Source organism: Cupriavidus yeoncheonensis, from assembly GCF_905397275.1.
In the GTDB taxonomy this organism is placed as follows: domain Bacteria; phylum Pseudomonadota; class Gammaproteobacteria; order Burkholderiales; family Burkholderiaceae; genus Cupriavidus; species Cupriavidus yeoncheonensis.
In genome coordinates this window covers 367,424-392,004 of sequence record NZ_CAJPUY010000002.1, presented here as the reverse complement: position 1 = coordinate 392,004, position 24,581 = coordinate 367,424, and the positions used below count along the sequence as shown (strand labels likewise).

General features: G+C 64.9%; 29 protein-coding genes. 17 read left to right on the top strand and 12 right to left on the bottom strand.

All coding sequences use genetic code 11. The features are described 5' to 3' along the window. The first annotated feature begins 129 nt into the window (after positions 1-129). Positions 130-1,317 (top strand): ribonucleotide-diphosphate reductase subunit beta, encoded by a 1,188-nt coding sequence (locus KHO22_RS04090; RefSeq protein WP_211945817.1) that lies wholly within the window; start codon positions 130-132, stop codon positions 1,315-1,317. Positions 1,318-1,819: 502 nt separating this feature from the next. Here KHO22_RS04090 and KHO22_RS04085 read toward each other — a convergent pair. Further along, positions 1,820-2,617, bottom strand: coding sequence for an NYN domain-containing protein (locus KHO22_RS04085; RefSeq protein ID WP_211945816.1), 798 nt, complete (start codon positions 2,615-2,617; stop codon positions 1,820-1,822). Positions 2,618-2,854: 237 nt separating this feature from the next. Here KHO22_RS04085 and KHO22_RS04080 point away from each other — a divergent pair, with 237 nt between their 5' ends. After that, positions 2,855-3,106, top strand: coding sequence for a hypothetical protein (locus KHO22_RS04080; protein ID WP_211945815.1), 252 nt, complete (start codon positions 2,855-2,857; stop codon positions 3,104-3,106). A 34-nt stretch (positions 3,107-3,140) separates the two neighbouring features. Beyond that, positions 3,141-3,662, top strand: coding sequence for a helix-turn-helix transcriptional regulator (locus tag KHO22_RS04075; RefSeq protein ID WP_211945814.1), 522 nt, complete (start codon positions 3,141-3,143; stop codon positions 3,660-3,662). Positions 3,663-3,670: 8 nt separating this feature from the next. Here KHO22_RS04075 and KHO22_RS04070 read toward each other — a convergent pair whose 3' ends face one another. Then, positions 3,671-5,011: a D-serine ammonia-lyase gene (locus tag KHO22_RS04070; protein WP_211945813.1), complete on the bottom strand. Its 1,341-nt coding sequence runs from the start codon at positions 5,009-5,011 to the stop codon at positions 3,671-3,673. Between the two features lie 99 nt (positions 5,012-5,110). On the opposite strand from KHO22_RS04070, the gene KHO22_RS04065 reads away from it, so the two are divergent. Continuing rightward, positions 5,111-6,076: a LysR substrate-binding domain-containing protein gene (locus KHO22_RS04065; RefSeq protein WP_211945899.1), complete on the top strand. Its 966-nt coding sequence runs from the start codon at positions 5,111-5,113 to the stop codon at positions 6,074-6,076. A gap of 121 nt (positions 6,077-6,197) precedes the next feature. Here the strand turns inward: KHO22_RS04065 and KHO22_RS04060 are convergent, their stop codons facing one another. Both KHO22_RS04060 and KHO22_RS04055 read right to left on the bottom strand, forming a co-directional pair. Beyond that, positions 6,198-7,160: a tripartite tricarboxylate transporter substrate-binding protein gene (locus KHO22_RS04060; RefSeq protein ID WP_230426739.1), complete on the bottom strand. Its 963-nt coding sequence runs from the start codon at positions 7,158-7,160 to the stop codon at positions 6,198-6,200. Positions 7,161-7,693: 533 nt separating this feature from the next. Then, positions 7,694-8,014, bottom strand: coding sequence for a hydroxyquinol 1,2-dioxygenase (locus KHO22_RS04055; protein ID WP_211945811.1), 321 nt, complete (start codon positions 8,012-8,014; stop codon positions 7,694-7,696). 440 nt (positions 8,015-8,454) lie between these two features. Here KHO22_RS04055 and KHO22_RS04050 point away from each other — a divergent pair, with 440 nt between their 5' ends. The 7 genes from KHO22_RS04050 to KHO22_RS04020 all read left to right on the top strand — a co-directional run bounded on the left by KHO22_RS04050 (position 8,455) and on the right by KHO22_RS04020 (position 15,723). Beyond that, positions 8,455-10,002, top strand: coding sequence for a methyl-accepting chemotaxis protein (locus KHO22_RS04050; RefSeq protein ID WP_211945898.1), 1,548 nt, complete (start codon positions 8,455-8,457; stop codon positions 10,000-10,002). Between the two features lie 303 nt (positions 10,003-10,305). Further along, a complete protein-coding gene (locus KHO22_RS04045) occupies positions 10,306-10,689 on the top strand; it encodes a lysozyme inhibitor LprI family protein (protein ID WP_230426736.1) in 384 nt (127 codons plus the stop codon). Positions 10,690-10,693: 4 nt separating this feature from the next. Beyond that, positions 10,694-11,473: an N-acetylmuramoyl-L-alanine amidase gene (locus KHO22_RS04040; protein WP_211945810.1), complete on the top strand. Its 780-nt coding sequence runs from the start codon at positions 10,694-10,696 to the stop codon at positions 11,471-11,473. A gap of 177 nt (positions 11,474-11,650) precedes the next feature. Next, positions 11,651-12,589 carry a LysR family transcriptional regulator gene (locus KHO22_RS04035; protein ID WP_211945809.1) on the top strand — a complete coding sequence of 313 codons (939 nt, stop codon included), beginning with the start codon at positions 11,651-11,653 and terminating at the stop codon, positions 12,587-12,589. 70 nt (positions 12,590-12,659) lie between these two features. Beyond that, positions 12,660-13,628: a Bug family tripartite tricarboxylate transporter substrate binding protein gene (locus KHO22_RS04030; RefSeq protein WP_211945808.1), complete on the top strand. Its 969-nt coding sequence runs from the start codon at positions 12,660-12,662 to the stop codon at positions 13,626-13,628. Positions 13,629-13,687: 59 nt separating this feature from the next. Further along, a complete protein-coding gene (locus KHO22_RS04025; RefSeq protein WP_211945807.1) occupies positions 13,688-14,923 on the top strand; it encodes a CaiB/BaiF CoA transferase family protein in 1,236 nt (411 codons plus the stop codon). Beyond that, positions 14,920-15,723 carry an enoyl-CoA hydratase/isomerase family protein gene (locus KHO22_RS04020; RefSeq protein WP_211945806.1) on the top strand — a complete coding sequence of 268 codons (804 nt, stop codon included), beginning with the start codon at positions 14,920-14,922 and terminating at the stop codon, positions 15,721-15,723. The genes KHO22_RS04025 and KHO22_RS04020 overlap by 4 nt, the downstream gene beginning before the upstream one ends. A gap of 31 nt (positions 15,724-15,754) precedes the next feature. On the opposite strand, the gene KHO22_RS04015 is transcribed toward KHO22_RS04020, so the two are convergent. From KHO22_RS04015 to KHO22_RS04005, 3 genes are read right to left on the bottom strand one after another with little or no spacing between them, the layout of a single operon-like run. Next, a complete protein-coding gene (locus KHO22_RS04015; RefSeq protein WP_211945805.1) occupies positions 15,755-15,982 on the bottom strand; it encodes a DUF2798 domain-containing protein in 228 nt (75 codons plus the stop codon). Positions 15,983-16,018: 36 nt separating this feature from the next. After that, positions 16,019-16,579 carry a flavodoxin family protein gene (locus tag KHO22_RS04010; protein ID WP_211945804.1) on the bottom strand — a complete coding sequence of 187 codons (561 nt, stop codon included), beginning with the start codon at positions 16,577-16,579 and terminating at the stop codon, positions 16,019-16,021. 46 nt (positions 16,580-16,625) lie between these two features. After that, positions 16,626-17,120, bottom strand: a complete 495-nt coding sequence (locus KHO22_RS04005) for a DUF2938 domain-containing protein (protein WP_211945803.1) — start codon at positions 17,118-17,120, stop codon at positions 16,626-16,628. Between the two features lie 80 nt (positions 17,121-17,200). Here KHO22_RS04005 and KHO22_RS04000 point away from each other — a divergent pair, with 80 nt between their 5' ends. From KHO22_RS04000 to KHO22_RS03990, 3 genes are all read left to right on the top strand, one after another. Beyond that, a complete protein-coding gene (locus KHO22_RS04000; protein WP_211945802.1) occupies positions 17,201-17,632 on the top strand; it encodes a helix-turn-helix domain-containing protein in 432 nt (143 codons plus the stop codon). Between the two features lie 24 nt (positions 17,633-17,656). Continuing rightward, a complete protein-coding gene (locus KHO22_RS03995; RefSeq protein WP_211945801.1) occupies positions 17,657-18,193 on the top strand; it encodes a DUF1697 domain-containing protein in 537 nt (178 codons plus the stop codon). A 262-nt stretch (positions 18,194-18,455) separates the two neighbouring features. Then, positions 18,456-19,001, top strand: coding sequence for a ferritin-like domain-containing protein (locus KHO22_RS03990; protein ID WP_211945800.1), 546 nt, complete (start codon positions 18,456-18,458; stop codon positions 18,999-19,001). A 25-nt stretch (positions 19,002-19,026) separates the two neighbouring features. Here the strand turns inward: KHO22_RS03990 and KHO22_RS03985 are convergent, their stop codons facing one another. Further along, complete coding sequence (locus KHO22_RS03985; protein ID WP_211945799.1) at positions 19,027-20,166, bottom strand: AI-2E family transporter; 1,140 nt, start codon at positions 20,164-20,166, stop codon at positions 19,027-19,029. Positions 20,167-20,319: 153 nt separating this feature from the next. Then, positions 20,320-20,595 (bottom strand): hypothetical protein, encoded by a 276-nt coding sequence (locus KHO22_RS03980; protein ID WP_211945798.1) that lies wholly within the window; start codon positions 20,593-20,595, stop codon positions 20,320-20,322. 217 nt (positions 20,596-20,812) lie between these two features. Here KHO22_RS03980 and KHO22_RS03975 point away from each other — a divergent pair, with 217 nt between their 5' ends. Then, positions 20,813-21,154, top strand: coding sequence for a hypothetical protein (locus KHO22_RS03975; RefSeq protein WP_230426735.1), 342 nt, complete (start codon positions 20,813-20,815; stop codon positions 21,152-21,154). On the opposite strand, the gene KHO22_RS03970 is transcribed toward KHO22_RS03975, so the two are convergent. After that, positions 21,132-21,521, bottom strand: a complete 390-nt coding sequence (locus KHO22_RS03970) for a nuclear transport factor 2 family protein (protein ID WP_211945797.1) — start codon at positions 21,519-21,521, stop codon at positions 21,132-21,134. The genes KHO22_RS03975 and KHO22_RS03970 overlap by 23 nt on opposite strands. 349 nt (positions 21,522-21,870) lie before the next feature. Here KHO22_RS03970 and KHO22_RS03965 point away from each other — a divergent pair, with 349 nt between their 5' ends. After that, positions 21,871-22,314: a thioesterase family protein gene (locus KHO22_RS03965; RefSeq protein WP_211945897.1), complete on the top strand. Its 444-nt coding sequence runs from the start codon at positions 21,871-21,873 to the stop codon at positions 22,312-22,314. 76 nt (positions 22,315-22,390) lie between these two features. On the opposite strand, the gene KHO22_RS03960 is transcribed toward KHO22_RS03965, so the two are convergent. Both KHO22_RS03960 and KHO22_RS03955 read right to left on the bottom strand, forming a co-directional pair. Beyond that, positions 22,391-23,290 carry a recombination-associated protein RdgC gene (locus KHO22_RS03960; protein WP_211945796.1) on the bottom strand — a complete coding sequence of 300 codons (900 nt, stop codon included), beginning with the start codon at positions 23,288-23,290 and terminating at the stop codon, positions 22,391-22,393. An 83-nt stretch (positions 23,291-23,373) separates the two neighbouring features. Continuing rightward, on the bottom strand, positions 23,374-23,952 hold the full coding sequence (locus KHO22_RS03955; RefSeq protein WP_211945795.1) for a BPSL1445 family SYLF domain-containing lipoprotein: 579 nt from the start codon (positions 23,950-23,952) through the stop codon (positions 23,374-23,376). A 169-nt stretch (positions 23,953-24,121) separates the two neighbouring features. Between KHO22_RS03955 and KHO22_RS03950 the strand changes: the two genes are divergently transcribed. Beyond that, positions 24,122-24,568 carry a hypothetical protein gene (locus tag KHO22_RS03950; RefSeq protein ID WP_211945794.1) on the top strand — a complete coding sequence of 149 codons (447 nt, stop codon included), beginning with the start codon at positions 24,122-24,124 and terminating at the stop codon, positions 24,566-24,568. Positions 24,569-24,581 lie beyond the last annotated feature (13 nt).

Here is a 24,581-nt window from a genome sequence, read left to right as displayed (position 1 = left end):
CCCCTCGGTTCCTCCCCTCTCCCGCATGCGGGAGAGGGGCCGGGGGAGAGGGCCGGCGCCACCACGAAGTGAAAAGTCAAAACACTGACCAACCGCCGCCCCCAACACCGAATCACGGAGAACCACATCATGCTGAGCTGGGACGACGACGTTCAAGCCACCCCGCAGGCCGCACCGCAGCCTGCCCTGCAACCCGCTGCCGTCGCTGCCACGGTCGACCAGCAAGGCGTGCTGCCGCCGGACGCCACGCAAGCCGGCATCCTGGGCAACAATCCCAACGCCGCCGCCGCGCAGAGCAACCGCCGCGTCAACGCCGCCGACAAGCGCGTCATCAATGGCTCGACCGACGTCAACCAGCTCGTCCCGTTCAAGTACAAGTGGGCATGGGAAAAGTACCTGGCCGGCTGCGCCAACCACTGGATGCCGCAGGAAATCAACATGTCCCGCGACATCGCCCTGTGGAAAGACCCCAACGGCCTGACCGAGGACGAGCGCCGCATCATCAAGCGCAACCTCGGCTTCTTCGTCACCGCCGACTCGCTGGCCGCCAACAACATCGTGCTGGGCACCTACCGCCAGATCACCGCGCCGGAATGCCGCCAGTACCTGCTGCGCCAGGCCTTTGAAGAGGCCATCCACACGCACGCCTACCAGTACATCGTTGAATCGCTGGGCCTGAACGAAGCCGAGATCTTCAACGCGTACCACGAAGTGCAGTCGATCCGCGACAAGGACGAGTTCCTGATCCCGTTCATCGACACGCTGACCGACCCGTCGTTCAAGACCGGCACGCCGGAGAACGACCAGAAGCTGCTGAAGAGCCTGATCGTCTTCGCCTGCATCATGGAAGGGCTGTTCTTCTATGTGGGCTTTACGCAGATCCTGGCGATGGGCCGCCAGAACAAGATGACTGGGGCTGCCGAGCAGTATCAGTACATCCTGCGCGATGAGTCGCTGCACTGCAATTTTGGGATCGACCTGATCAACCAGATCAAGCTGGAGAACCCGCATCTTTGGACGGCGGAGTTCAAGGCTGAGATTACTGAGCTGTTCAAGAAGGCGGTGGATCTTGAATACCGCTACGCTGAGGACACCATGCCGCGCGGCGTGCTTGGGCTGAATGCGCCGATGTTCAAGGGGTACCTGCGCTTCATCTGCAATCGACGCTGCCAGCAGATTGGGTTGGATCAGTTGTTTGCGAACGAGGAGAATCCGTTCCCGTGGATGTCTGAGATGATTGATCTGAAGAAGGAACGGAACTTCTTTGAGACACGCGTCATTGAGTATCAGACGGGTGGGGCGTTGAGCTGGGATTGAGTTGTTGTTGTTGTTGTTGTTGTTTTGCTTTGATGATGAGAAATGGGAGCTGATCGCTCCCGTTTTTTTTGACTCGAGATAACAGGTGGCTGCGATCGTCCTAGAGCGGACTATGGTGAGCGCCAGCTAAGGGGTCTCGAAACTGCGCTGAAACGTGTCGATCGGCGCCGAGGCGACCGATCTCAACTCAAGCCGGAAGGCGAGCTAGAGTGGATCAAGCTCCGCAGTGAGCACCCCGATCAATGTCGTCCAAATCATTGCGATCCGGTCGATGTGTCGTCACGATGTACGGCAGCACCGGCAGGCGTCGCGTCGCGTCGCGGTGACCGGTGTGAGCCCGCCCCGAATCATCTCAAGCAGCAGCTCGACGGCTTCGACGCCCCGGTTATGGTATGCGGATACAGCTTGCACGGCAACGCCAGGTCGCAAGCGGCCGCCAGCTTCCGCCGCCTGCGTTGCAAGTCCGAGACCATGTGCCGAGCTTCGGGTTGAGGCTGTCTGGCTAGTTGCCGGTTGCCAACGCAGGCGCGGCAGCGGCGTTCGTTTCGCTCAATCCCATTTCAGCCAGTCCAACGGTGTAATGACCGCCGGCCTCCTTCTTCAGGGCGAGACGGTCGTAGGTCTTCAGCATGTCCACCAGGCCAGAATGTCCATAGCTGGGGGGCGTGAAGCTGGGATCTGTACGCTTGAGATACTGCCCCAGCGCAGCGAGATGCACGCGGCCCTCGGAGGTGTTGGCGGCAAGCAAACTGATGGCTTCGACTACGAACCTGGGCCGTCGTTTGACTTGAGGCTGCTTTGGCGGAGCTGGCTTCGTCTGGATGGGAGCACCCCCGACCGTCTCGGTAACTGTTGTTGGGGTCGGTGTCCACTCGAAGAACTGGTCGCTGGCATTGCGCAACGCCTCCGGCGTCTTGGATTCTCCAACGATGCAAACCGTCGCGCCACGCTCTCGGAGCTTACGGCAGAGATAGGCAAAATCAGAGTCGCTGGTCACCACGCAGAACTTGTCAGCCCGGTGATCGAACATGGCTTCCAGCGCATCCAGGGCCAGCGCAATGTCGGCGGTGTTCTTTCCGGCCGCGTATTGATACTGAAGGCATGGCGTAAAGGCCTGCCGAACCAGCGCTTCCTGCCATGTCTTTCCGAGCGTGCTCTGATTGCCATAGCCGCGCCGGAGCACCACGCGTCCAAACTGAGCCACAACGCGAAGGGCGTAGTCCAGTATGTCCGGCGTCGTGTTATCGCAGTCGACAAGTACGGCAACACGAGATTCGGCAACAAGAGGTGGTGCGCTCATCTGTTCGCTCATTGTGTGACGAAGGGTGACGTCATGATAATGGCAAATCGGCGCCTAATACGCGGCTCTTCAACTAGCGGGAGCCTTGCGCGGCAGCAATAGACGTTGTCAATTCCAGAGTCCTCCCAAAGCCCGCCGAGCCCGGCGCAATGACAATTCTCCGATTCCCAAAGATCGCATTTGTCTGTGGTTGTCATTTGACAACCTGCCATCGAACATCTAGTATCGGAGGTACCAGTGACCCGCGCCAAGCACCCGAAGAAGGAAGTCGAAGCCGCGCTAAGGCACGCAGAGTCGCAAGGCTGGCGCGTCGAGATGGCAAAGGGAAGCGGGCACGCTTGGGGCCGTATCTACTGCCCCTGTAATGACAAGGAATGCCGCTGCGGCGAGTTCTGTGTCTCCAGCGTCTGGAGCACGCCGAAAAGCCCGGGCAACCATGCCAACGCAATCCGGCGGATCGTTGACAACTGCTTGCATCAACATGAATGACGGTGCCGTACACATTGCCGATCGGGAAATAGCCATGGAATACGCCTTCACTCTCAGATTCCTGCTGTCGCAAGCCGACCACGATATCGATGTACTGGTCGAACGCCTGGGCGAGGCGGGCTGTGATGACGCACTCGTGGGTACCGGCCTGCCAGGACGCGTGGCGTTGTCGTTTGTCCGCGAGGCAGATTCAGCGAAGGCAGCCATGGTGAGCGCCCTTGCCGATGCCCGGCGCGCCATGCCGTCCGCCACGCTGATCGAAGCGGCTCCCGATCTGGTGGGTCTCACCGATATCGCCGATGCCGTCGGCATGTCCCGCCAGAACATGCGCAAGTTGATGATCGGCTATCCCGAGTCGTTCCCGGCGCCGGTGCATGAAGGCAGCACCACACTGTGGCACTTGCTGGATGTGCTGGTATGGCTGGATCAGCGCGACTACAGCATTGACCCGGTCCTTGTCGACGTTGCCGCCACGGCCATGCAAGTCAATCTCGCCCGTTGCGCCAGTCAGGTGGCTCCTGCCATGGCGCGCGAGTTGCGGGCACTGGTGGCGTAGCGGCACTGTCAGACCGCCTGTTGCATCGCGCCAGCCCCATGGCCGGCCAGCGTAGCGGCGTAATCCTGGAACCGGCGAAGCTCCTCGGGCGGGACGAGCGAGCCGCCGGTGGCCCAGATCACATGCGTGGCGTCGTGCATGGGCAATCCGTGATCGCGCGCATACGCCTGGCCCTCGGGCGAGCGGCGCAGCCAGCCCGGGCCTCCGATGCCGGCGGCCGCTGACGGCTCGACTTCCACGCCCATCGACGCCTTGAGCGCGAGCAACTGAATGTAGAGCTGATCATCGGGGACGGTGAACACGCCGGCGAGTTGGGAAGCCATCAACGGGCTGACCAGATGGGAGGCCTGGCCGACGGCGAGGCCATCGGCGTCGGTCCGGTTATCCAGGCCGATGTCGTAGACGGATACGGGAGCTTGCGCACCCGAGGCCAACTGCACCAGTACGCACGGCGAGGCCACGGGCTCGGCGAAGAAGCAGTGCACATGTTCACCGAACAGTGCCTTGAGCCCGTAGGTGATACCACCGGGTGCGCCGCCGACCCCGCAGGGCAGATAGACGAAGAGCGGATGCGCGGCATCCACGACTCGGCCGGCGTCGGCCAGCTGGCGCGCCAGATGGCGTGCCGCGGCGGCGTATCCGAAGAAGAGCATGGCGGAGCGCTCGTCATCAACGAAATGACAACGCGGCGCCGCCAATGCCTGGTCGCGGCCAGCCGCCACGGCTTCAGCGTAGTCGCCTTCATGTTCGACGACGCGCACGCCGCGTTTGCGCAGGCGGTCCTTCTTCCACGCCTTGGCGTCCGCGGACATATGTACAACCGCATCGAATCCGAGAGCGGCCGCCATCACGCCGATGCTCAGGCCGAGGTTGCCGGTGCTGCCGACCGTCACCGAGTACTGCGAGAACAGCGCGCGCGCTGCCGCCGTCGCCAGCAAGCGGCGATCACCGTCCGGGTCGAGGATGCCATGCTCGATCGCGATGGATTCGGCAATCGCCAGCACTTCATGGAAGCCGCCGCGTGCCTTGATCGAGCCGGCCACCGGCAGTTCGTCGTCTCGCTTGATGAACCACGTACCTTCGGCGCCATCGTTGCCGAAGATCGCATGCTGGAGTGCGGTAGCCGGCATCAACTGCGATTCCACGTGCCCTTGGCTCGCCCCCAGTTCGGGAAACAGCGTCGCCATGAGCGGTGCACAGCGCGCCAGACGCGCCTCGGCCGATGCGATCCCTTCCGTCGATGGGGCGGAAGCCGGCAGGGATTGCCCCAGCCTCGGATTCAGCCAAAGCAGTGGCTGTCTCGATTGAAGTCTTGCTAATAAATCGCGAGGGAGCGGCAGAGTGGCCATTACGTCCTTCTCCAGGGGGTTCCTTTATGAGCCGTGATCGTAGACGCTGCAGTCGTGCAAAAATAGCGATCGTTTCTAACGTATGCATTAGTCAGGCTAATACAAATGCAGCTCGATTCCTCTGTTCTTGGGGCGCTGCGGTGTTTCGAAGCCGCGGGGCGCCTGCTGAGCTTCACCAGGGCTGCCGAGTCGCTGAGCCTCACCCAAAGCGCGGTGAGCCAGCAGATCCGCCATCTGGAAGACCGTCTCGGCTACGTGCTTTTCGTGCGCCAGCCGCGCAACCTGAAACTGACGCCAAAGGGCGAGGCGCTGTTCGAGACGACCACGCGTGCGCTGCACGAGATCCAGCAGACGATTCAGCGACTCGGCCTGCCAAACGCGCCTTTGCAGGTCAATTGCCTGCCGTCGTTCGCGCTGCAATGGCTGATGCCGCGCCTGACCGAGTTTCACCGCGAGCAGCCCGATGTGTCCGTGCGCCTGAAAGCCGAGTTCCAGTCGCTGGACAAGCAAGCGATGGACGCGGAAGACATTGACGTGGCAGTGCGTTACGACCCGGTCCGCTACAGCCGGTTGCACGCTGACGTCTTACTGGATGAATACCTGATTCCAGTGGCCACGCCCGAGTACCTCGCCCGGCATCCCGGGTTATCCTATGGCGCTTCGCTCGACGGCGTCGTGTTGCTGCATGACGCATCGCCGTGGATCGGCGCGGCCGAGTTCGTGGAATGGCGCACATGGCTTGAGGCATTTCACCCGGCATGGATAGCGCATCTGGAGGGGCCGCAGTTCAATCTGTCGAGCCTTGCCATCAGCGCGGCGTTGAACCACCAGGGGGTGGCCATGGGACGGACGGCCCTGGTCTATGACGAGATCAGGAGCGGACGGCTGGTCAATGTCTTCGGCAAGCACGTACGCGCGCCGGCCCGCTACGTATTGCTTTCGCGAAACCCTGACGATCGGCGCGTGACCATTTTCTCTACATGGCTCAAGGCGGAGTGCGCGCGATTCGATACTGCGCGAATGGAGTTGTTTTCGCCGGTCGGAGTGCCGCGGGGAGCCGGGTAGGGGCCGACCTCATGCCCGCGTCTGGCCTAAGATTTCTTGCCCTTTTTGATGCAGCTGTCGGCGCCGCCCGCGAGACCAGTCATCGCACCGGGACTGGCCGCCGGTTTGCACATGCACGGAATCAGTCGGCGTCAACTTTCAGGTTGCGCAACAACGGCTGCCATTTGTCGCTCTCGGCCTTCAGCCATTGCTGCAGCCCCTGAGGAGTCTGTTTGTCCAACGGGACGATCTGCGCACCCAATTCGGTGAGCTTGGCTACGACTGCCGGGTCCCGCAGTCCCTTCTGCAGAGCCTCCGTGATGCGCTTCGTGATGCCGGGCGATGTGCCCTTCGGCGCATAGATGCCGTGCCAGACCTTGACCTCGAAGCCTTTGAGGCCGCCTTCCTGAAGCGTTGGGGCCTGGGGTAGCGCGGCAATCCGTTGAGCCGTGGTGACGCCGAAGAGCTTCACTCGACCAGCCTTGATCTGCGGTAGCGTCGCAGTCGTCTGATCGCACAGCAGGTCGACTTGCCCGCCCAGCAATGCGGTAAGTGCGGGCCCGGCACCGGGATAGGGAACCGCCGTCATCCTGGTCTGCACCGACTCTTCAAACAGCAGGCCACACAATTGCGATACCGCGCCCAGGCCTGCATTAGCCAGCGAGACTTTGTCGCGGTTCTGGCGAACATAGCGGATCAGTTCCGGCAGCGTCGAGGCGGGCAGGTCTTTGCGGCCCATCAGCGTCATGGGTACATCGGCGACTTGCCCGATGTACTCGAAGTCCTTGAGCGGATCGTAGGAGAGCTTTTTGTAAAGCGCGGGCGCTGTCGCCATCCCGTTGTGGTGAATCAGGATGGTGTATCCGTCGGGCTGGGCACGGGCCACGTACGCTGCCGCCACCGTGCCGCCGGCGCCGACGCGGTTCTCCACGATGACACTTTGGCCAAGCTCACGTGTCATGGCAGCCGCGAGCGAGCGGGAGACCACATCGGTGGGGCCGCCGGCGGAGTAGGGGACAACCAGAGTAATCGGCCTGGACGGGTACGCGTCCGCGGCCTGGGCGGCGGTCGATGCCACCATCGCTGTTGCAAGCAGGCCAGACATGAACACACTGGCAATCCTGTATCCAAGCATCGTTGTCTCCATCTTGACTTGCCGGCACGCGAGAGATCGCCAGCGAAAGGCGCGTTGCACGTACGATGGAAGCTGCCGCTTAAAGCGGCAATTCTTAATTCCCGAAGAGGCGTTTTGTGGTGGATGAACGCTGCGCTGAACCAGGGCGATGACGTGCCGGCGTGGAAGCAGCGCGGGAGGGAGCCATCATCGGCGGCAGACTGAGGCGATGTGTGGGATGTCGATGCGAGACGTCGAGGATGGCCTGATCCAGCTTGTGCCGTGCCGGCCCTGGCTCACTCGCACCTCAATCAGTTGCGACGCATCGGGAACATTGCACCCACCTATTCCTGAGGGCACCGATATTGCCTGGAAGGCGGCTGGCCCAAGGTATGCAGCCGCCGCCTCCTCCGCTACAGCAAGTTCATCTTCAACTACCGATCACTGCGACGCGGACCATCCCGCCGGGTTCAGTCAAGCCTCACCGATCCCGGCTGCGTCGCGCTCCCAAACGGAGCAGGGCGTTACGCCAGGGCGCCGTCAAGATAGGGATCGACATTGCGAGCAGGAGCGTCCGAAGGCCACTTCTGGTCCAGCCCGGCCACGAAGCGAGCGCCGTCGTAGTACGGGTCCACATTGCGCGCACCGTCGACATACGGGCTGCGGGGCTCCTGCACTGAACGGGCCCCCTCGGTGTACGGGTCGCGCGCATCGCTGACCGCACGGGCACCATCGGTGAACGGGTCGCGTGCGCCAACGTGCGACAGGCCGGCGGCCTGCGCACCTGCGGCAGCGGCAAGCAGGGCGATAGCGAGGACAAAGCGCTTGGCGGTGTTGGTAGTCATGATCGATTTCCTTTAGCAATGGGCGGAGTAGAGGTCCGGTGGAAACCGCATCGTTGCAGTTCGTCGCCTGGCCTTGGAAAGCATTAAAGGAAACCGATGTATCTCGCCCGTAGAGCGTGCCAGCCCGGTTTGTCGGCGCGAGTGTCATCGCCGCGGCGCGATACAGAGCGGTACAAACTCCCCGCTACGGACCCTGCGGCAAACACGCTGGCTATCCCGTCAGAGTGACGAGGAGTGCGGCTTCGACCGCAGCGCGGCGCTTGTAGCGCAGAGGCGGGCCGGATGGAATCGAAGGCAGTTTGATGGTATGTGGCCCCCATTTCACATCCATGGCGCCGCTGACTTCAGCGCCTCAACTTGCGCCGGCACATGCCGTTAAGACGCCTGCCATACCAGCCGCTATCAAGCGCCCCGCCTCCTACATCAAAAGCCCCCCGGCAATGAAAATCGCACTCAAACTTCCGCTGGCCTTCGCCGCAGCGCTGCTCGTCATGTTCGCCGGCGCGCTATACGGGCTCAGCACCCTGAACAGCTCCATCGACGAATACAACAACGTAGTGCTCAAGCGTGTAGAAGAAGAGCGGCTCGTCACCGCGATGCTCGTCGACTTCAAGGAGCAGATCCAGGAGTGGAAGAACACGATCCTGCGCGGACGCGATCCGGCCAGGCTGGAGAAGCACTGGTCCGCATTCGTTGCCCGGGAGGCGGAGATCCGCGAACGTGGCGCGCTGTTGGGCAAGCGGCTTGCGGAGGGAAAATCCAGGGAGCTGGTCACGCAGTTCGACCGCGCGCACGAAGCGATGGGCCAGGGGTATCGTCGCGGCTTCGAGGCATTCAAGGCGGCCGATTTCGAACCCACCGCAGGCGACCGGGTGGTCGCGGGCGTCGACCGGGAGCCCGCGCGGCTGCTGCAGGAAGCCGCGCGCCTGATCGCCGCGGACACTGCGGCTGTGTCCGCGCAGACGGCAGCCGCGGCGAGCCGCGCTGCCACGCTGAGCTACGTCCTGATGTTCGCCGCGTTTGTTTGCGGGCTGGCCGGCGCGATGCTGTTCAGCCGCGCGCTGACCCGGCCGCTGTCCCGGGCGCTCAATGTCGCCCAGACCGTTGCAAGAGGCGACCTGTCGACACAGATCGACACGCGCGGCAAGGACGAAATCGCGGCGCTGATGCACGCCCTGCGCGACATGCAGCACAGCCTGTCCGAAGTCGTTGGCCTGGTCCGCACTAATGCGGAAGGGGTGGCTGCGGCCAGCGCCCAGATCGCGAACGGCAACTTCGACCTATCCGCCCGCACCGAGCAGCAGGCTGCCTCGCTCGAGCAGACCGCTGCCAGCATGGACGAGCTGACCGCCACCGTGCGCACCAACGCGGAGAATGTCGAACAGGCATCCCATCAGACCACCGTCGCCCGCGACATCGCCCGGCGCAGCGCCGATGTGATGGGCGACGTCGTTGCCACCATGCAGGAGATCGCGGACCGCTCGGCGAAGGTGGCCGATATCGTCGGCGTGATCGAGGGCATTGCCTTCCAGACCAATCTTCTGGCGTTGAACGCTGCCGTCGAGGCGGCGCGCGCCGGCGAGCAGGGGCGCGGCTTCGCCGTGGTCGCCAATGAAGTCCGCACGCTCGCGCAGCGTAGCGCGGTGGCCTCGCGCGAGATCAAGGCGCTGATCGACGTGGCGGTCGAGCGGGTCGCGGCCGGCCATGCGCTGGTCGGCAACGCCGGCGGCACCATCGAGGAGATGACTGCCGCGATGGCGCAGGTTTCCCGCTTCGTGAACGAGATCGCTGCGGCGTCCGGCGAGCAGAGCAACGGTATCGAGCAGGTCAATATGGCCGTCGGCCAGCTCGATCAGGTCACCCAGCAGAATGCCGCGCTCGTCGAGGAGGCATCCGCGGCCACGCAGTCGATGGCGGAACAGGCGAGGGCGCTGCGAGAGGCGGTGGCGGTGTTCCGGATTGGCGGGAAGGAGATCCTGGCTGTCTGAATCCATCCGAGCCTTTCAGGCCGCAAGCTATCCGCAAGCGGCCCGGAGACGTGCTTGGCAGCAATAGACGCCACCAATTCCAAAATTCTCTCAAAGCTCGCCAGGCCCAGAAAAAAGACAATGCTCCGATTCAAATTGATCGCACTGTTGCTTGACTGATCGATCTGTGCCGCGGCGCGCCACCGCCCCATCGGATGCGGCCGCTCCTTGCACCAGATACACTGTGCGCTGCCGTTCAGTCCGACCCGCGCGGCACCGCATGCACGCCGGCAAACAGTCCTTCCATTTCCCAATCCGATTCCGATGAAAGCCATCCTCTGCGCCCTGACTCTTGCCCTGCTGGCCCCCGTCGCCGCCCACGCCGCCAACGAATGCGACAAGTACCGCACCAGCTACGACAAGACGTACTGCTTCGCCAGGCTGTTCCTCGAATCCGACAAGGAGCTGAACGCGAGCTACAACGAGCTGCGAGGTTTAGTCGGAGACAGCACGAAGCAGCAGCTGAAGGACACCCAGCTGGAATGGATCAAGTACCGCAACGCGTCGTGCGAGTCCAGCGGTGCCATCGATGTCGACTGCAACTACCGCGTGAACCGCGACCGCGCCGAATACCTGCGCGACCGCGTGCGCGAATGCAAGGCAGGCACCTGCCGCAACGACATGATCAGCAAGAAGTCCTGGAACTGATCCCATGACGCGGGCGATCTCTCGCGGCCGCCGCGCGGTGCTGGCAGGGCTGGCGGCCGGCGTTTCGGCCGTCGCCTGCGCGTCGCAGTCGCCTGCCAGCCCGCGCGCGGTCCGCATCGTGGTGGACCCCGGCCATACGCCGGCGCAAGGCGGCGCGCTGGGTGTACGTGGCATCCGTGAGGTGCTCTACAACGACCGGCTGGCAGCGCAGCTGGTCCAGGCGCTCACGCTGGCCGGGTTCGATGTGGCCCTGACCCGTGGCCCGACCGAGAACGTGTCACTGGAAGCGCGCGCCCAGTACGCGAATGCGCGGCAGGCGGACCTGTTCCTGTCGATCCATCACGATTCGGCACAGTTGCAGTATCTCGAGAAAGTCACAGCGGGCGATCTCGATGCGTATCGGACTACGCGGCCCATCGCCGGCTATTCGATCTTCGTGTCCCAACGCAATCCGCGCTTCGCGCAAAGCTATGCCTTTGCGCAAGTTCTCGGCGAGGAGATGCGCAAGCTGGGCCGGGCGCCGACCTTGCATCATGCGGAGCCAATCGCGGGTGAATCGCGGGAATTGCTGGCGCCCGATATCGGCATCTACCGCTTCGACGACCTTGTTGTCCTGCGGCAAACCGTGATGCCGGCAGTGCTGCTGGAGGCGGGCGTCATCGTGGATCCGGCTGACGAGGGCTATGTCAGTGACCCGGGGAACCAGGCTCGCATGGTTCATGCGGTGGTTGTCGCGGTGCGGCGCTATGTGATGACAGCCGGGAAAACGGCTGGCCGGATGTAAAGCCTCGCTGATATCGGCATGACGCGGGAAACCCGCAATTGCTGATGCCGGCCGTAGAGCGGACAATCGGCGGGCACAGATAGCCTTTTCCCAAGGTGCTCATGGATTTGCCGACATCCACCTGTAGCCCGCCCCCGTAACGGCGCCCAACCGCGCCCCAACAGCGCGCAGACCACTGTGACGTCCTCCGCTTCCTCACGTAGCCCCCGCCTCCATTTCGACCTCACCACCATCCAGCTCTTCATCGCCGTTGCCGACCAGGGCAGCATCACCCGCGGCGCGGAGCGCCTGCATCTGGCCGCAGCCGCCGCGTCCCGCCGCATCCTCGAACTGGAATCCCAGCTCGGCATCTCCTTGTTCGAACGCCTGCCCCACGGCATGGCCCTGACCGAAGCCGGGCGCGCGCTGCTGGCCCACGCCCGTGGCATCACGCATACGGTCCAGCGCATGCAGGACGATGCGTCGTCGTTCGTCGGCGGCGACCTGGGCGTGGTGCGGGTGGCGGCGCCCAAGTCCGCCGTGATCCAGTTCCTGCCGTTCGACATCCAGCGCTGCGCCACCGCCTGCCCGGGCGTGCGCATCGACCTGCAGGAGATGAACAGCCAGGAAGTCCAGCAGTCGTTGCGCCGCGGCACCGTGGACATCGGCATCTACGAAGGCAGCCTCGGCGTGATCGACATGCCGACCGAGCCGTACCGGACCGACCGGCTGGTGCTGGTGGTGGCGCGCGGCCATGCGCTGGCGCGGCGCAGGCAGGTCACGACGGACGACGTGCTGGACTGCGACCTGATCGTGCTCGGCGAGAGTTCGGCGATCTCGATCGGGCTGGAGCGGCTGGCGGAGGAGGCCGGCCGCGTGCTGCGGATGCGCATGCGGGTGGGCGGCTTCGACAGCATCGCCGCGCTGGTGGCGCAGAACCTGGGTGGCGGGGTGATGCCGGAGGCGATTGCGGCCGAGGTGGCCGCCGGCAGCCGCTTCGTCCGGCTGCCCATCGCCGGGCCGCGGGCGCAGCGGCAGTTCGTGCTGTGCCACCGGCCCCACGGCGCGCTGTCGTCGGCTGCGCAGGGCGTGCTGGCGGTGCTTGCGCAAAACGCGAAACCTGAATCCCCCAAATAGCGATAGCCCGCGGCGGGCGCATTGCGCATCATGGGCTCCATAACTACCAGACACAGGACGGAGACACGCAATGCAGCGCAGACAATTCATCCTCGCGGCTGCGGCCGGACTGGCGGTGCCGGGCCTCGTGCGTGCCGCCGCCGACGTGCATGGGCCGGTGCGGATCGTGGTCGGCTTTGCGCCGGGCGGCGGCACCGATGTGCTGGCGCGTGTCATCGGGCAGAAGCTCGGGGTCATGTGGAACACCAGCGTGCTGGTGGAGAACAAGCCGGGCGCGACCGGCGCAATCGCCGCCGCCTATGTCGCCAAGCAGCCGCCCGATGGCACCACGCTGCTGATGGCCCACGTGAACAGCCATGCGATCGCCCCGGCGCTGCTCGACGTCAAGTACGACCCGCGCACCGACTTCTCGCCAATCTCGATGGTCGGCGTCACGCCCAATATGCTGACCTGCCGCCCCGAGCAGAAGGTGCGCACGGTGTCGGAGATCGTGGCGCTGTGCCGCAAGAACCCGGGCAAGATCTCCTTCGGTTCATCGGGCATCGGCTCGGCCCAGCACCTGGCGCTGGAGATGTTCCGGATGCAGGCGAAGATCGACGTGGTGCACGTGCCGTACAAGGGCTCGGGCCCGCTGGTGGCGGACCTGCTCGGCGGCCAGATCGACTATGCCTTCGACACCATGACCGCGGCCACGCCGTTCATCCAGCAAGGCAAGGTGATCGCCATCGCGCAGACCCGCCTGAAGCGCGCGGCCAGCCATCCGAATGTGCCGACGCTGGCGGAGTCCGGCTTCCCCGGCCTCGACGCTGCCTCGTGGTATGGCCTGGTGGGCCCCAGGGGCATGGCGCCCGCACTGGTGCAGCGCATGAACGAGGACGTCAACCGCGTGCTCGCCATGCCCGATGTGGTCGAGCGGCTCAAGAGCTTCGGCGCCGAGGACTCCGGCGGAACGAGCCAGCAGTTCGCCGCCTTCATCGTGTCCGAATCCGGCAAGTGGGCCAGGGTCGTGAAAGACGCCGGCGTGAAGGCAGAGGCCTGATGGCGGAGCGCCGCCGCACACTCGCACGTCACCCGATCTCTTTATCCAGGAAGTACCCGATGACAGAATTCACCGATACCCGCGACCAGGCTTGCGCTCGCCCCTTGCCGCTGGCCGGCGTGCGCGTGCTCGACGTCAGCCAGGTCATGGCCGGCCCCTATGCCTGCATGCTGCTGGCCGACCTTGGCGCCGACGTGATCAAGATCGAACCGCCCGACGGCGGCGACCAGACGCGCGGCGCGATGGGGTTCAAGATGAAGGGCCCGGACAGCATGGGCTTCCTGAACATGAACCGCAACAAGCGCAGCGTCACGCTCGATCTCAAGACCGAGTCGGGCCACGAGGTGCTGTATCGGCTGGCGGAGACGGCCGACATCCTGGTCGAGAACTATCGCCCGGGCGTGATGAAGCGCCTCGGCATTGACTACGAGACGCTCAGCAAGATCAATCCGAAGCTGGTCTACTGCAGCATCTCCGGCTTCGGCCAGAGCGGCCCGTGGGCCAGCCGGCCCGGCTTCGACCTGATGGCGCAGGCCATGTCGGGCGTGATGAGCGTGACCGGCTACCCGGGCGGTGCGCCGGTCAAGGCGGGCGTGCCGGTGGCCGACATCGGCTGCGCGCTGTTCGCGACCTACGGCATGCTGTCCGCGTATATCGGCGCCAAGGCGACGGGCAAGGGGCAGTATGTCGATGCATCGCTGTTCGACTCCGCGCTGGCGTTCTCGGTGTGGGACACCTGCGAATATTGGGGCACCGGCCGCGAGCCCGAACCGCTGGGCACGGCCAACCGCATGAGCGCGCCATACCAGGCGATGAAGGCCGCCGACGGCTACTTCGTCATGGGCGCGACCAACCAGAAGCTGTGGCAGCTGCTGTGCAAGACCATCGACCGTCCGGACCTGCTGGCCGATGAACGCTTTGCCACGGTGGCGCTGCGGCTGAACCACCGCAAGGAACTGATCGCCGCGCTGGAGGAAAGCTTCGCCAGCCAGGGCTGCGACCACTGGATCGAACATCTGCTTGAAGTCGGAATCCCGGCCGGGCCGATCCTGACCTATCCGCAGGCCTTCGACAGCGAGCACGGCCGGCACCGCCAGATGCGCATCGAGATCGATCACCCGATCGAAGGCAAGGTGCCGAATATCGGCTTCGCGGTGAAGATGGGCGGCACGCCGCAACAGGTACGGCGCCCGCCGCCGCTGCTGGGCCAGCATACGGAGGAAATCCTGGCCGAGCTGGGCATTTCGCGGGACCAACAGCAGTCGCTGGCGGCGGCCGGCGCCTTCGGCGCATGAGTGCCCCAGCCTCCCAGCCCGGCGAAGGGCAGGTCACGCTCACGATGCACGGGCAGGTTGCCACGCTGACCTTCGACCGCCCGGCGGCGCGCAATGCGATGACGTGGGCCATGTACGAGCAGCTCGCCTCGCACTGCCGCACGCTCTGCGCCGAAGGCAACGCAGGCGCGCGCGTGGTGGTCATGCGCGGCGCGGGCGGCGAGGCCTTTGTCGCGGGCACCGACATCGCCCAGTTCCGGCAGTTCTCCGGCGGCGACGACGGGGTGGACTACGAAGCGCGCATCGACGAGGGCATCGGGCTGGTAGAGCGGCTGCCGATGCCCACCGTGGCAGTCGTCGAAGGGTGGGCGGTGGGCGGCGGGCTTGCCATCGCCACCGCATGCGATTTCCGTGTCGCTACGCCCAAGGCGAGATTCGGCGTGCCGATTGCGAAGACGCTCGGCAATACGCTGTCGGCACAGAACCTCGCCAAGCTGCGTGCGGCGTGGGGGTTGCAGCCCGTGCGCCGCATGCTGTTGCTCGCGCAGATACTCGATGCCGATGCGGCGCTGGCGTGCGGCTTTCTGGAAGGCGTCCATGCGCCGGAGGCGCTGGACGGCGAGGTCAATGCGCTGTGCGACAGGCTCGCCGCGCTGGCGCCGGTTACGCAGCGGGTCGTGAAGGAGTCATTGCGACGCCAGACCGTGGAGGCGGTGGCCGATACCGATGACCTGGTGCGGCAGTGCTATGGCAGCGAAGACTTCCGCGAAGGCGTGGAGGCGTTCGTAGGCCGGCGGCCACCGGAGTGGAAGGGCAGGTGAATGGTGGACATGGGTGACAGCCATTGCGCTGTTACTCCTCCACGACGAGTGCCTGCACGGCCCTCCGCGCCACCGGCGTCACCAGCAGGACGGCCGGGAACGCAACCAGCCACGCCGTCAGCCATGCGCTGACCCACATGCCGGCAAAGTCCGGTACCAGGCCGACAGCGCGATACGTCGAGATGCCGGCAACGATCAGGGACATCAGCCCCGACAGCACCAGGCTGAACAGTTGCGGCCCGTATTTCTTCGGGATCATGGGAGTTCCTCGTATTCGTTGCGCAGGACGAGCATTTCAGCGGACGCGATGCAGCGTCTCGGCGAAGTTCCTGCCGAACATCCTGGCGGTCTTCACATCGCCGGGCGCGAACGCGTCCGCCGCCGCCGAGTGCCCGGACTGGGCCATCAGGCCCGACCAAGATCCCAGCCGGTTGGCGGCCTCGTCATAGGGAACGCCGGCGTGCTGCTCGGGCAGGATCGGGTTGCCGACCCACAGCATCCCGTGCTGCATGGAGAACACGAAGATCGACATCAGCGTCGACTGCTTGTCGCCTGCAGGCAGCGACGACACGGTGAAGCCGGCAGCGAGCTTCCCCTTGAGTTGCTGCGTTCGCCACAGGCGCCCCGTGGCATCCATGAAGGTCTTGAAGGTGCCGGAGACTCCGCCGAGGTAGGTCGGCGAGCCGAGGATGTAGGCGTCGTACCCGAGCAGTTCCTCCGGGGCCTCTGCCAGGTCCGTGGCCTTGAGCAGCCGGGCTTCGGTATCGGCGACGCTCGCTGCGCCTTCCCGCACACGCGCGGCAATGTGCGCGGTGTGGCCGTGGGCGCTGTGATAAATGACGGCTAGCCTTTTCATGGGATCCCTCCGGTGGTGTTTGGCCTGGCTTTGGGAAATGTGGCGTTCATTGCGCTAGACATGCGATGACGAGCGCGGACAGGTACAGGCCAAAGCCAAAGACGGTGTGGTTGGCGAAGCTGCGCATGCAGTTCCTGAGCGGCGTCGGCGTGCGCGAGGCGGCGAAGCCGGAACCCATCGCCGGCTGCATGACGAACAGCGGCGCCGCGACGGTGGCCATGCCGACAAGGACGGCCGGCAACACGGTTGGGCTCTGTGCCCACTCCATCCCGTGGATCGCTATGAGCAACCCTGCGAAGGCGATGCCGGTCGCATAGTGCGTGAGCCAGCCCAGCGCACGTTCGCCGGGAATCGGGGATGCCTGCCCGATCGACGCATGCGCGAACGTGCCATGAAAGAGGTGTCCGACCCACCGGCCAATGTATGCGAAATTGAGCGTCGGCACGCCCATGCGCTTGAGGAACGTCAGCCAGACGTCCATCAGGACGGTGGCGCCGATCCCGATGGCGATGATCGTGGCGATTTCAGGCAGGCGTGTCATGAGAGCCTCTTGCGGTTGACTTGCGGAAACGGTGTGGCCACTATAGAAGTTGAAGTCAACTTCAAGTCAAGGGCCATCTCATGGACATCTCCGAAGTCGCCAGGCGCACGGGCGTGCCGGCGTCGACACTGCGCTACTACGAGAAGAAGGGGCTCATCGTGTCACTGGGCCCGCAAGGCGCCCGGCGCAGGTTTGCCGATGGCGTGGTGGATCAGCTGGCATTGATCGCGCTCGGGCAAGCGGCGGGGCTCTCGCTGGACGAGATCCGTTCCATGTTCTCGCCCGATGGCCAGCCACAGATCGACCGGCAGTTGCTGCGGGACAAGGCTGATGAGATCGACGCGCTGATCCAGCGGCTTCGGGCGATGAGCCACGGCTTGCGGCATGCGGCGGAATGCCCGGCGCCGAGTCATGCCGAGTGTCCGACCTTCCGCAAGCTGGTCAAGGCCGCCGGCTCTGGCGCGATGGCAAGGGGCCTGGGCAAGGCCGAGTCGAAACGCGGCGCCAGGTAGCGCCTTATCGCCGGGACGCCGTCAATGAAGCACTACATCCTCCTGCTGAGAGGCATCAACGTCGGCGGCAAGAACGCCTTGCCGATGAAAGAGCTGGTTTCGATCCTGGAGGACCTGGGGGCGGTGGAGGTCGGAACCTACATCCAGAGCGGCAACGTGGTGTTCCAGGCCGGCAAGGAGGCAGCGGACCGCATCGCATCCGATCTGGGCCGTCGCGTCAAGCGCAGTCGTGGCTTTCTGCCCGCGTCGCTGCTGCTGTCGCAGAATGACCTGCGCCGGGCGATCGAGCGGAATCCATTTCCCGATGCCGAAAGCGACGCGAGCCGCCTGCAGGTCGGGTTCCTCGCCGAGGCGCCCGCGCGTCCCGACATGGAGCGCCTCGCTGCTCTCAAGCTGGAGTCCGAACGCTTTCACCTGGATGGCAAGGTGTTCTATCTGCATGCTCCGAAAGGTGTCGGAACATCGAAGCTTGCCGCGAACAGTGAACGACTGCTCGGCGTCGCGATGACGGCCCGGAACTGGAGAACGGTCTGCCGGCTGATGGAAATGGCGGGGGCTTGAGGACGGGCGGCGTGCCTGGATAGCGACGAAATCGCTGTTACACGGGAATCGTCCGCGACCACTCGCAGCAATTTGCAATTCCTTGTCACCCGGTCCGTCGCACACCGTGCATTTTTTGCATGCTGCGCAGCGGCGGTGCCGTCGCATCCCCGCCGAGGCCTCGATGGCGGGAGCTTCGCCGGCTGGCATGTTTTTCGCGTCACAGTGCCATCCCACCCCGGCGTGCGCGTCCCCTTGCGCGCCGTCCGTACAGGAGCCCGTGATGACGACAACACCCTTCCTCACAGATGTAAAGACGCTGCGCGAACGTGCGCGCAAGCATATCGACGATGGCGCGGTGACGGCCGGCTATGCGGCGGAGCGCGATACCGTGATCCGGCTGCTCAATGATGCGCTGGCCACCGAACTGGTCTGCGTGCTGCGCTATCGCCGCCACTATTTCATGGCCAAGGGTCCGAACTCGAAAAGCGTGGCGGAGGAATTCCTCGCGCATTCGAACGAGGAGCAGGGCCATGCCGACCAGATTGCCGAGCGCATCGTGCAGCTCGGCGGCGAACCCGACTTTGCGCCGGATGGCCTTACGAGCCGCTCCCACGCCGAGTATGTCGAAGGCAAGACGCTGACCGAGATGATCCGCGAAGACCTGGTTGCCGAGCGCATTGCGATCGACAGCTACCGCGAGATCATCAAGTTCCTCGGCGACCGCGATCCCACGTCGCGCCGCATGATGGAAGAGATCCTGGCCGTGGAGGAAGAGCACGCCGACGACATGGCGGATCTGCTGGCCCGCCAGGGGACGGAACGCTGATCGGGCAGCTTTCCGGCGGTGTCTTTCAGCTCACGCGCGGAGGCGCTGGCGACAGCGTCTCGGCCGGCTTGGGCTCCGCGGTTTCGACAGGGACGGCGGCAGGGTCGTCGACCCACAGCCAGAACAGGCGGTAGCCGACCGACAGCATCACCGGCCCGATGAACAGCCCGATGATGCCGCCGCTGACCATCCCGCCGAGCGCGCCGATGAGCACCACCGGCATCGGCACGTCCACGCCGCGACCGAGCAGCAGCGGCTTGAGTACGTTGTCGGCTAGGCCGGCCACGAACACATAGACCGAGAACACGATCGTCGCGACGCTGGTGCCCTCCGTGGCGAAGACATAGACGATGACCGGTATCGTGATCAGCGTGGCCGGCAACTGCATGATGCCCAGCAGCAGCACGGCCAGCGCCAGCAGTCCGGCGCCGGGGATGTCCTTCATGATGAACGCGACACCGATCAGCAGCATCTGGATGAAGGCGATGCCCACCACGCCCTGCGCCACGGCGCGGATGGTCGCGGTGCACAGTTCCACGATGCGCACGCCCCGGTCCGGCCCGACGATGCGCGAGGCAATGCGCTGCGCGCTGAGCGTGCCCAGTTCGCCATAGGCCATGATGATGCCGGCGATGATCAGCGCAAACACGAATATGAGCAGGCCGGTGCCGACCCCGGCGAGCTTGCCCAGCAGAACGACGCTGAAGTCCTTCAGCTGCGGCGCGACTTTCATCAGCAGGCCGCTCAGGTCGGTGGCGGCTTGCTGCCAGAACCCGTAAAGCTGCTGGCCCACCAGCGGCCACGCGGACACGGAGTCGGGCGGCTGCGGGATGCGCACGTCTCCGCTCTTGACGACGTCGATCGCGTGCTCCACCGAATCGAACACCGCGAGGCCCAGCAGGTACGCCGGCACCAGGATGATCGCGATCGAAAACAGGATGATCAGCGTGGCGGTGTGCCCCTCGCTGAGGCCCAGGCGCCCGCGCATCCGCACCTGCAGCGGATAGATCGTGACGGCCAGGATCAGCGCCCACACCACCAGGTCGAAGAACGGGTGGAAGATCTCGAAGCAGAAGATGACCAGCGTGGCGACCAGCCCCGCGCGGATCAGGACGTCCAGCAGCCCGCGGGACAGCGCCCGCTCGGAAATGGAGGTTTGCAGCATCGCTTGTCTCCTTGCAGGGCGCGGCATGACGCCAGCCCTGCGACGGAACGCCGGCAGCGCGGCGGCCGCGCAGGTGCACGGCGCAGAACGCCGGAATTCAGTCTAGGTCAGCCGGAGTGCCGGAACAAGCTCAAAAGCCCGGGTGCCGCGTGCCTATTCGCGCGAGTCCTGAGGCGGAAGCAGCAGCGCCAGAGCGGGATTGAGCGCCAGCCATGGCTGCCAGGTCGCGCGGACCATGTCCGCCCACCACTGGACCACGTCTTCAAACGGCAGCGGCGGGGACTGCGCGAGCCAGTGCTCCATGGCGGCGAAGGCAGGCGTGGCGCGGAACAGTACGGAAATGACATCGGCATTCTCCTCGGGCACGCTGTGCCGCGCGAGTTCGATGTCCATCGTCGGAAGATGTGCGGTGATGCTTGCTTCTGGCATGGTCGTCAACTCCTGTTGGAAGAGAGGCATTGCCCATTCTTGACGACGAATGTGTCAGCTGCAAGCCCGCATCGCCGGTTGTGGCGCGATCGCCGTGAATACACCGTGCTGCGCACCAGGCATTGACAGCCCGTGGGGCAGGCCACGCAGCAAATTGACGGGCCACGCGAACAGGCGCACGCTGGAGGCATCGTTCCACCTCTCAGCGGAGTTCGCCATGCCCACCGACGAATTCAAACCGTTCAAGGCAACCCTGGCGATGCTGCTGCGCGACATGCCCGCCGGCACCACTGCCGACTTCTCCGAAGTGGCGGTGGCCTACTGGGACGGCACCTGCGTGGCGGGCTTCTACCTGCGCGACGGCGGGCGGCTCGACGAGGAATTCGAGTTCGACGAAAACGCGTGGGAGAACTGGCGCGACGAACTCGGAGCCTGGCTGGCCGCGCCGCACTTCAGCGAGCGCGCCGAACTCAAGGCCCGTCTTGCCCGGCCCGGGCCCCGCGCCGCCGGCACGCGCCCGGCAACTGTTACCTGGCTTACGCCGGCGTCGCTGCGCTGAAGGTCTTGTTGGCGATGCCCCACACGCCGTTGATTTCCAGCAGCGTGAAGTAGTCGGTGAACGTCACGCCCGGATACTGCAGCACTACCTTGGCCGCGCCGGCGTTGCCGGTGACATCGAACTGCGTGATGAAGCGCTTGCGCTGGGCCTCGTCCGCGGCGGGCTCGCCCTGGAACCGTGCGGAGATGAATTCCTCGACGGTCAGGCTGTAATGGACGCCGTCGCGGAAGGAGATGATGCGCGCGTCCGGGTGGAACGCCTTGCGGATGTACTCGCCCTTGCCGGTCGCATGACCTTTCAGGTAATTCTCAATGGGCTCCAGGGCGGCAACGTGCTGCGTGATCGGGCTGGTTTCGCGGGATGTCATGGTCTCCTCCTGTCCGGGGTATGCCGGCTCACTACGGTTCAAGGATGGTTATTGTATTCCAAAATTGTATGCAATATGGCGGACGCTCCCCGATCACCTTGGTGCCGTTCGCGCCGCAGACCCAAGCCATGATGAATCCGGCTGCCGAAGGTCGAGGTGGTGCCGTCCGGCGTGCGCGTATTCGCACGGACCGCATCACCTATGTGTTCGAGCACGCCGGACCCCTGAGACCTGCTGGCCGAACCGGCCGGATCGACTATGATGGGCGCCTCGCCGCCAGCCTGCCGGGATTGAATGATCCTTGCGCACGCCGGACGGTGGCTTCCTGTCCACTCTGCCCGATGCCGCCATGGCCCGTCTTCAACTCGACTTTCCCGACGACCAGTTCTGCTATTCGACCCACCTGACCGTGCGCGTCACCGACATCAACTCGGCCAACCACCTGGCCAACGATTCGATGATCTCGATGATTTCCGAGGCGCGCGCCCGCTTCCTCTTCGAGTTTGGCAGCGAGGGCGACAGGGTGGAGGGTCTCGGCATCATCGTCACGGACCTGGCCACCATGTACCGCAATGAAGCGCACGCGCGCGACCAGCTGCTGTTCGAGGTCGGCGTGATGGATTTCAACAAGTACGGCGGCGACATCATCTTCCGCATCACGCGCCCGCAGGACGGCGCGCTGATCGCCATGGCCAAGTCGGGCTTCGTGTTCTTCGACTACCACGAAAAGAAGGTGATGCCGATGCCGGCCGGTTTTGCCGGCCGCTTCCCGGCGGTCAACTGGCTCGACTGAGGCTAGCGGGGCCGGGCAGAAAAAACGGCCGCGCAAGGCGGCCGTCGAACGATTTCAAGAGCGTGTGGCGCTGGCCTCAGACCTTGCGCTCGCCGCCGAGCGCCTCGGTCAGGTCGCCCAGCATGCCGGCCAGTTCTCCGGCCATCAGCGCGAAATCGGCGTCGAAACGCTCGTCTTCGTCGCTGCCGGTGTTGTCGGCCTGTTCCTTGATCACATCCAGCGGCGCCACGCGCTTGATCGCCAGCGAATCGGTCAGCACGAACGACACGCGGTCGTTCCAGGTCATGGCCAGGCGCGTGCAGCGCTTGCCGCCGGAGATATGGCGGCGCAGGTCTTCGGCATCGAGCGGATGGCGCACGTAGCGCACGGTGGCCTTGCTTTCGGCGCCGGACTGGAGCTCGATCTCCTGGTCCACCGTGAAGCAGGCGGGCGCGGTGTCGGTGGCCAGCCAGTCGGTCATGGCGGCCACCGGCGACTGGTTCACGTGCAGGTTCGCGAGCGGCAGCGGGTCGAGTGCCTTGAACAGCATGCCGCGCACTTCATCGGCCTTGGCCGCGCCGGCGGCGTCGATGGCCAGCCAGCCGTTGTCGGGGTCGATCCACACGCGCGTGTCGCGGCGGATGCTGAAGGCCCGCGGCAGCAGTTCTTCGGTGACCTGCTCCTTCAGTTCCTTCATTTGCTTGCGGCCGGGCTTGTAGCCCTGCTGCTCCTCGATCTCGGCGGCGCGCGCCTTGGTCACCTGGTTGACCACGGTGGCGGGCAGCAGCTTCTTCTCGGTGCGCAGCGTCAGGAGCATCTGGCGGCCCACGGTGTGGACCAGCTGGCCGTTGTCGCGCGGCGAGGCCCAGCCCTGCGTCTGCATTTCAAGGCTGGTGCCGGGGAAGAAGGCGTGTTTGGCCAGGCTGGCTTCGACTTCGTCGGCGCCGGGTGACCATGGAGCGGAAAAACGGTGGAGCTGCAGGTTCTTGAACCACATGGGAGGAATTCGGCCAAAGGGACGAATTCTATCCGGTCGCCGCGGTGCCGCCGGAAAAAACGGCGGCACCACGTGGTGGCGCGCTACAGATCGAGCTTGGTGATCTTGCTGCCTTCGAGGCTCAGTCCGGCCATCAGGCCGGCATTGGTCATGACAAAACCGACGATCGGATGCTGCGCCGTGTTGGTGTCCAGCACGCCGTTGGCGCCAACGGTTGCCAGTGCCACGGTGGCGTCAACGCCGGCGGTCCAGCCGTTGCTGCGCACGAACTTCTCGTAGGCGTCCTGCGTCAGGAACATCAGGATGATGGACTTGGACTGCGCGCCGATCTGCCAGCCGACGGAGCCCGCGATCAGGCGGTAGTAGCCGCGCGTGGCACCGCCCGAGCGCAGCGCGCCATCGCCATACTCGCCGCCGACGACGAAGCCCGCCGTCAGTGTCTTGGGGAAGACCAGGATGCCGCGCGCCTTGTTCGCCAGGTCACGCGAGCCATTGACGGTGCTGTAGAGACGGCTGAGCGTGCCATCCACGCCGGAATCCAGTTCGCGGCGCTGCGCGGCCTTGTCACTTTTCGCCTCGGGGCCCGTGGTGGTGCAGGCAACCAGCGACAGGCTGCCCAGGACAAGACCCGCACCAGTTTGGAGGAATGAGCGGCGCTTCATGGGATCTCCTTCTGCTTGTTTGTGTTCTTTGAAGCATAGTGCCCGGCCGCTTGCGGACCAATCGCGGACCGTATGCAACACGTTGAAGTCGTTTCCATTTGTTAATGTTGTGGCGTATGGTCGACTTTGGCGCGGCGAGGATGCGCACGCTGCGGTACAGTCCCGACGCATGAAGACGATCCTCCATGCCCCCAAGCTTTCCATCCTGCTGCTCGCCGCGCTGCTCGGTGCCTGCGGGTCGCAACCGCCCGCGCCCGATGCGGGCGAGGCCGCCAACGCCACCAATGCCGCCAGCGCGGGCACGAACGCCGACAACGGCTGGCAGGCGCTGCGTGCCCGCTACATGGATTGCGTGCAGCACCAGGCCGACGCAGGTGTGTCCGGCAAGGCGCAGACCAAAGACGTGGTGTCCTCGGCGCTGGCTGCGTGCAACGGCGAACTGAAGGCCATGCACGATGCCTTCGGCACCTATCTCGGTGGCCAGATGGTGTCCTCGCACGGCAAGTCCGGCGCTCGCCAGGCGGCCGACCGCGTCACCACCGACACGCGCGAGAAGGCGCGCGCCTACCTGACGCGCTACGTCGATCGCGAGCGCTATATCGCGCGCACGCAATAACACGCATTAACAC

Coding starts and splice junctions, on each gene's coding strand:
- KHO22_RS04060 (WP_230426739.1), bottom strand. CDS start 7,160: ATGTCTGGCCTGCTTGCAACAGCGATGGTGGCATCGACCGCCGCCCAG.
- KHO22_RS03970 (WP_211945797.1), bottom strand. CDS start 21,521: ATGACATCCCGCGAAACCAGCCCGATCACGCAGCACGTTGCCGCCCTG.
- KHO22_RS04000 (WP_211945802.1), top strand. CDS start 17,201: ATGGACATCTCCGAAGTCGCCAGGCGCACGGGCGTGCCGGCGTCGACA.
- KHO22_RS04090 (WP_211945817.1), top strand. CDS start 130: ATGCTGAGCTGGGACGACGACGTTCAAGCCACCCCGCAGGCCGCACCG.
- KHO22_RS03980 (WP_211945798.1), bottom strand. CDS start 20,595: ATGCCAGAAGCAAGCATCACCGCACATCTTCCGACGATGGACATCGAA.
- KHO22_RS04015 (WP_211945805.1), bottom strand. CDS start 15,982: ATGATCCCGAAGAAATACGGGCCGCAACTGTTCAGCCTGGTGCTGTCG.
- KHO22_RS04020 (WP_211945806.1), top strand. CDS start 14,920: ATGAGTGCCCCAGCCTCCCAGCCCGGCGAAGGGCAGGTCACGCTCACG.
- KHO22_RS03965 (WP_211945897.1), top strand. CDS start 21,871: ATGGCCCGTCTTCAACTCGACTTTCCCGACGACCAGTTCTGCTATTCG.
- KHO22_RS04085 (WP_211945816.1), bottom strand. CDS start 2,617: ATGAGCGCACCACCTCTTGTTGCCGAATCTCGTGTTGCCGTACTTGTC.
- KHO22_RS04030 (WP_211945808.1), top strand. CDS start 12,660: ATGCAGCGCAGACAATTCATCCTCGCGGCTGCGGCCGGACTGGCGGTG.
- KHO22_RS03955 (WP_211945795.1), bottom strand. CDS start 23,952: ATGAAGCGCCGCTCATTCCTCCAAACTGGTGCGGGTCTTGTCCTGGGC.
- KHO22_RS04075 (WP_211945814.1), top strand. CDS start 3,141: ATGGAATACGCCTTCACTCTCAGATTCCTGCTGTCGCAAGCCGACCAC.
- KHO22_RS03960 (WP_211945796.1), bottom strand. CDS start 23,290: ATGTGGTTCAAGAACCTGCAGCTCCACCGTTTTTCCGCTCCATGGTCA.
- KHO22_RS04040 (WP_211945810.1), top strand. CDS start 10,694: ATGACGCGGGCGATCTCTCGCGGCCGCCGCGCGGTGCTGGCAGGGCTG.
- KHO22_RS03950 (WP_211945794.1), top strand. CDS start 24,122: ATGAAGACGATCCTCCATGCCCCCAAGCTTTCCATCCTGCTGCTCGCC.
- KHO22_RS03995 (WP_211945801.1), top strand. CDS start 17,657: ATGAAGCACTACATCCTCCTGCTGAGAGGCATCAACGTCGGCGGCAAG.
- KHO22_RS04070 (WP_211945813.1), bottom strand. CDS start 5,011: ATGGCCACTCTGCCGCTCCCTCGCGATTTATTAGCAAGACTTCAATCG.
- KHO22_RS04025 (WP_211945807.1), top strand. CDS start 13,688: ATGACAGAATTCACCGATACCCGCGACCAGGCTTGCGCTCGCCCCTTG.
- KHO22_RS03985 (WP_211945799.1), bottom strand. CDS start 20,166: ATGCTGCAAACCTCCATTTCCGAGCGGGCGCTGTCCCGCGGGCTGCTG.
- KHO22_RS03990 (WP_211945800.1), top strand. CDS start 18,456: ATGACGACAACACCCTTCCTCACAGATGTAAAGACGCTGCGCGAACGT.
- KHO22_RS04005 (WP_211945803.1), bottom strand. CDS start 17,120: ATGACACGCCTGCCTGAAATCGCCACGATCATCGCCATCGGGATCGGC.
- KHO22_RS04010 (WP_211945804.1), bottom strand. CDS start 16,579: ATGAAAAGGCTAGCCGTCATTTATCACAGCGCCCACGGCCACACCGCG.
- KHO22_RS04055 (WP_211945811.1), bottom strand. CDS start 8,014: ATGACTACCAACACCGCCAAGCGCTTTGTCCTCGCTATCGCCCTGCTT.
- KHO22_RS03975 (WP_230426735.1), top strand. CDS start 20,813: ATGCCCACCGACGAATTCAAACCGTTCAAGGCAACCCTGGCGATGCTG.
- KHO22_RS04050 (WP_211945898.1), top strand. CDS start 8,455: ATGAAAATCGCACTCAAACTTCCGCTGGCCTTCGCCGCAGCGCTGCTC.
- KHO22_RS04045 (WP_230426736.1), top strand. CDS start 10,306: ATGAAAGCCATCCTCTGCGCCCTGACTCTTGCCCTGCTGGCCCCCGTC.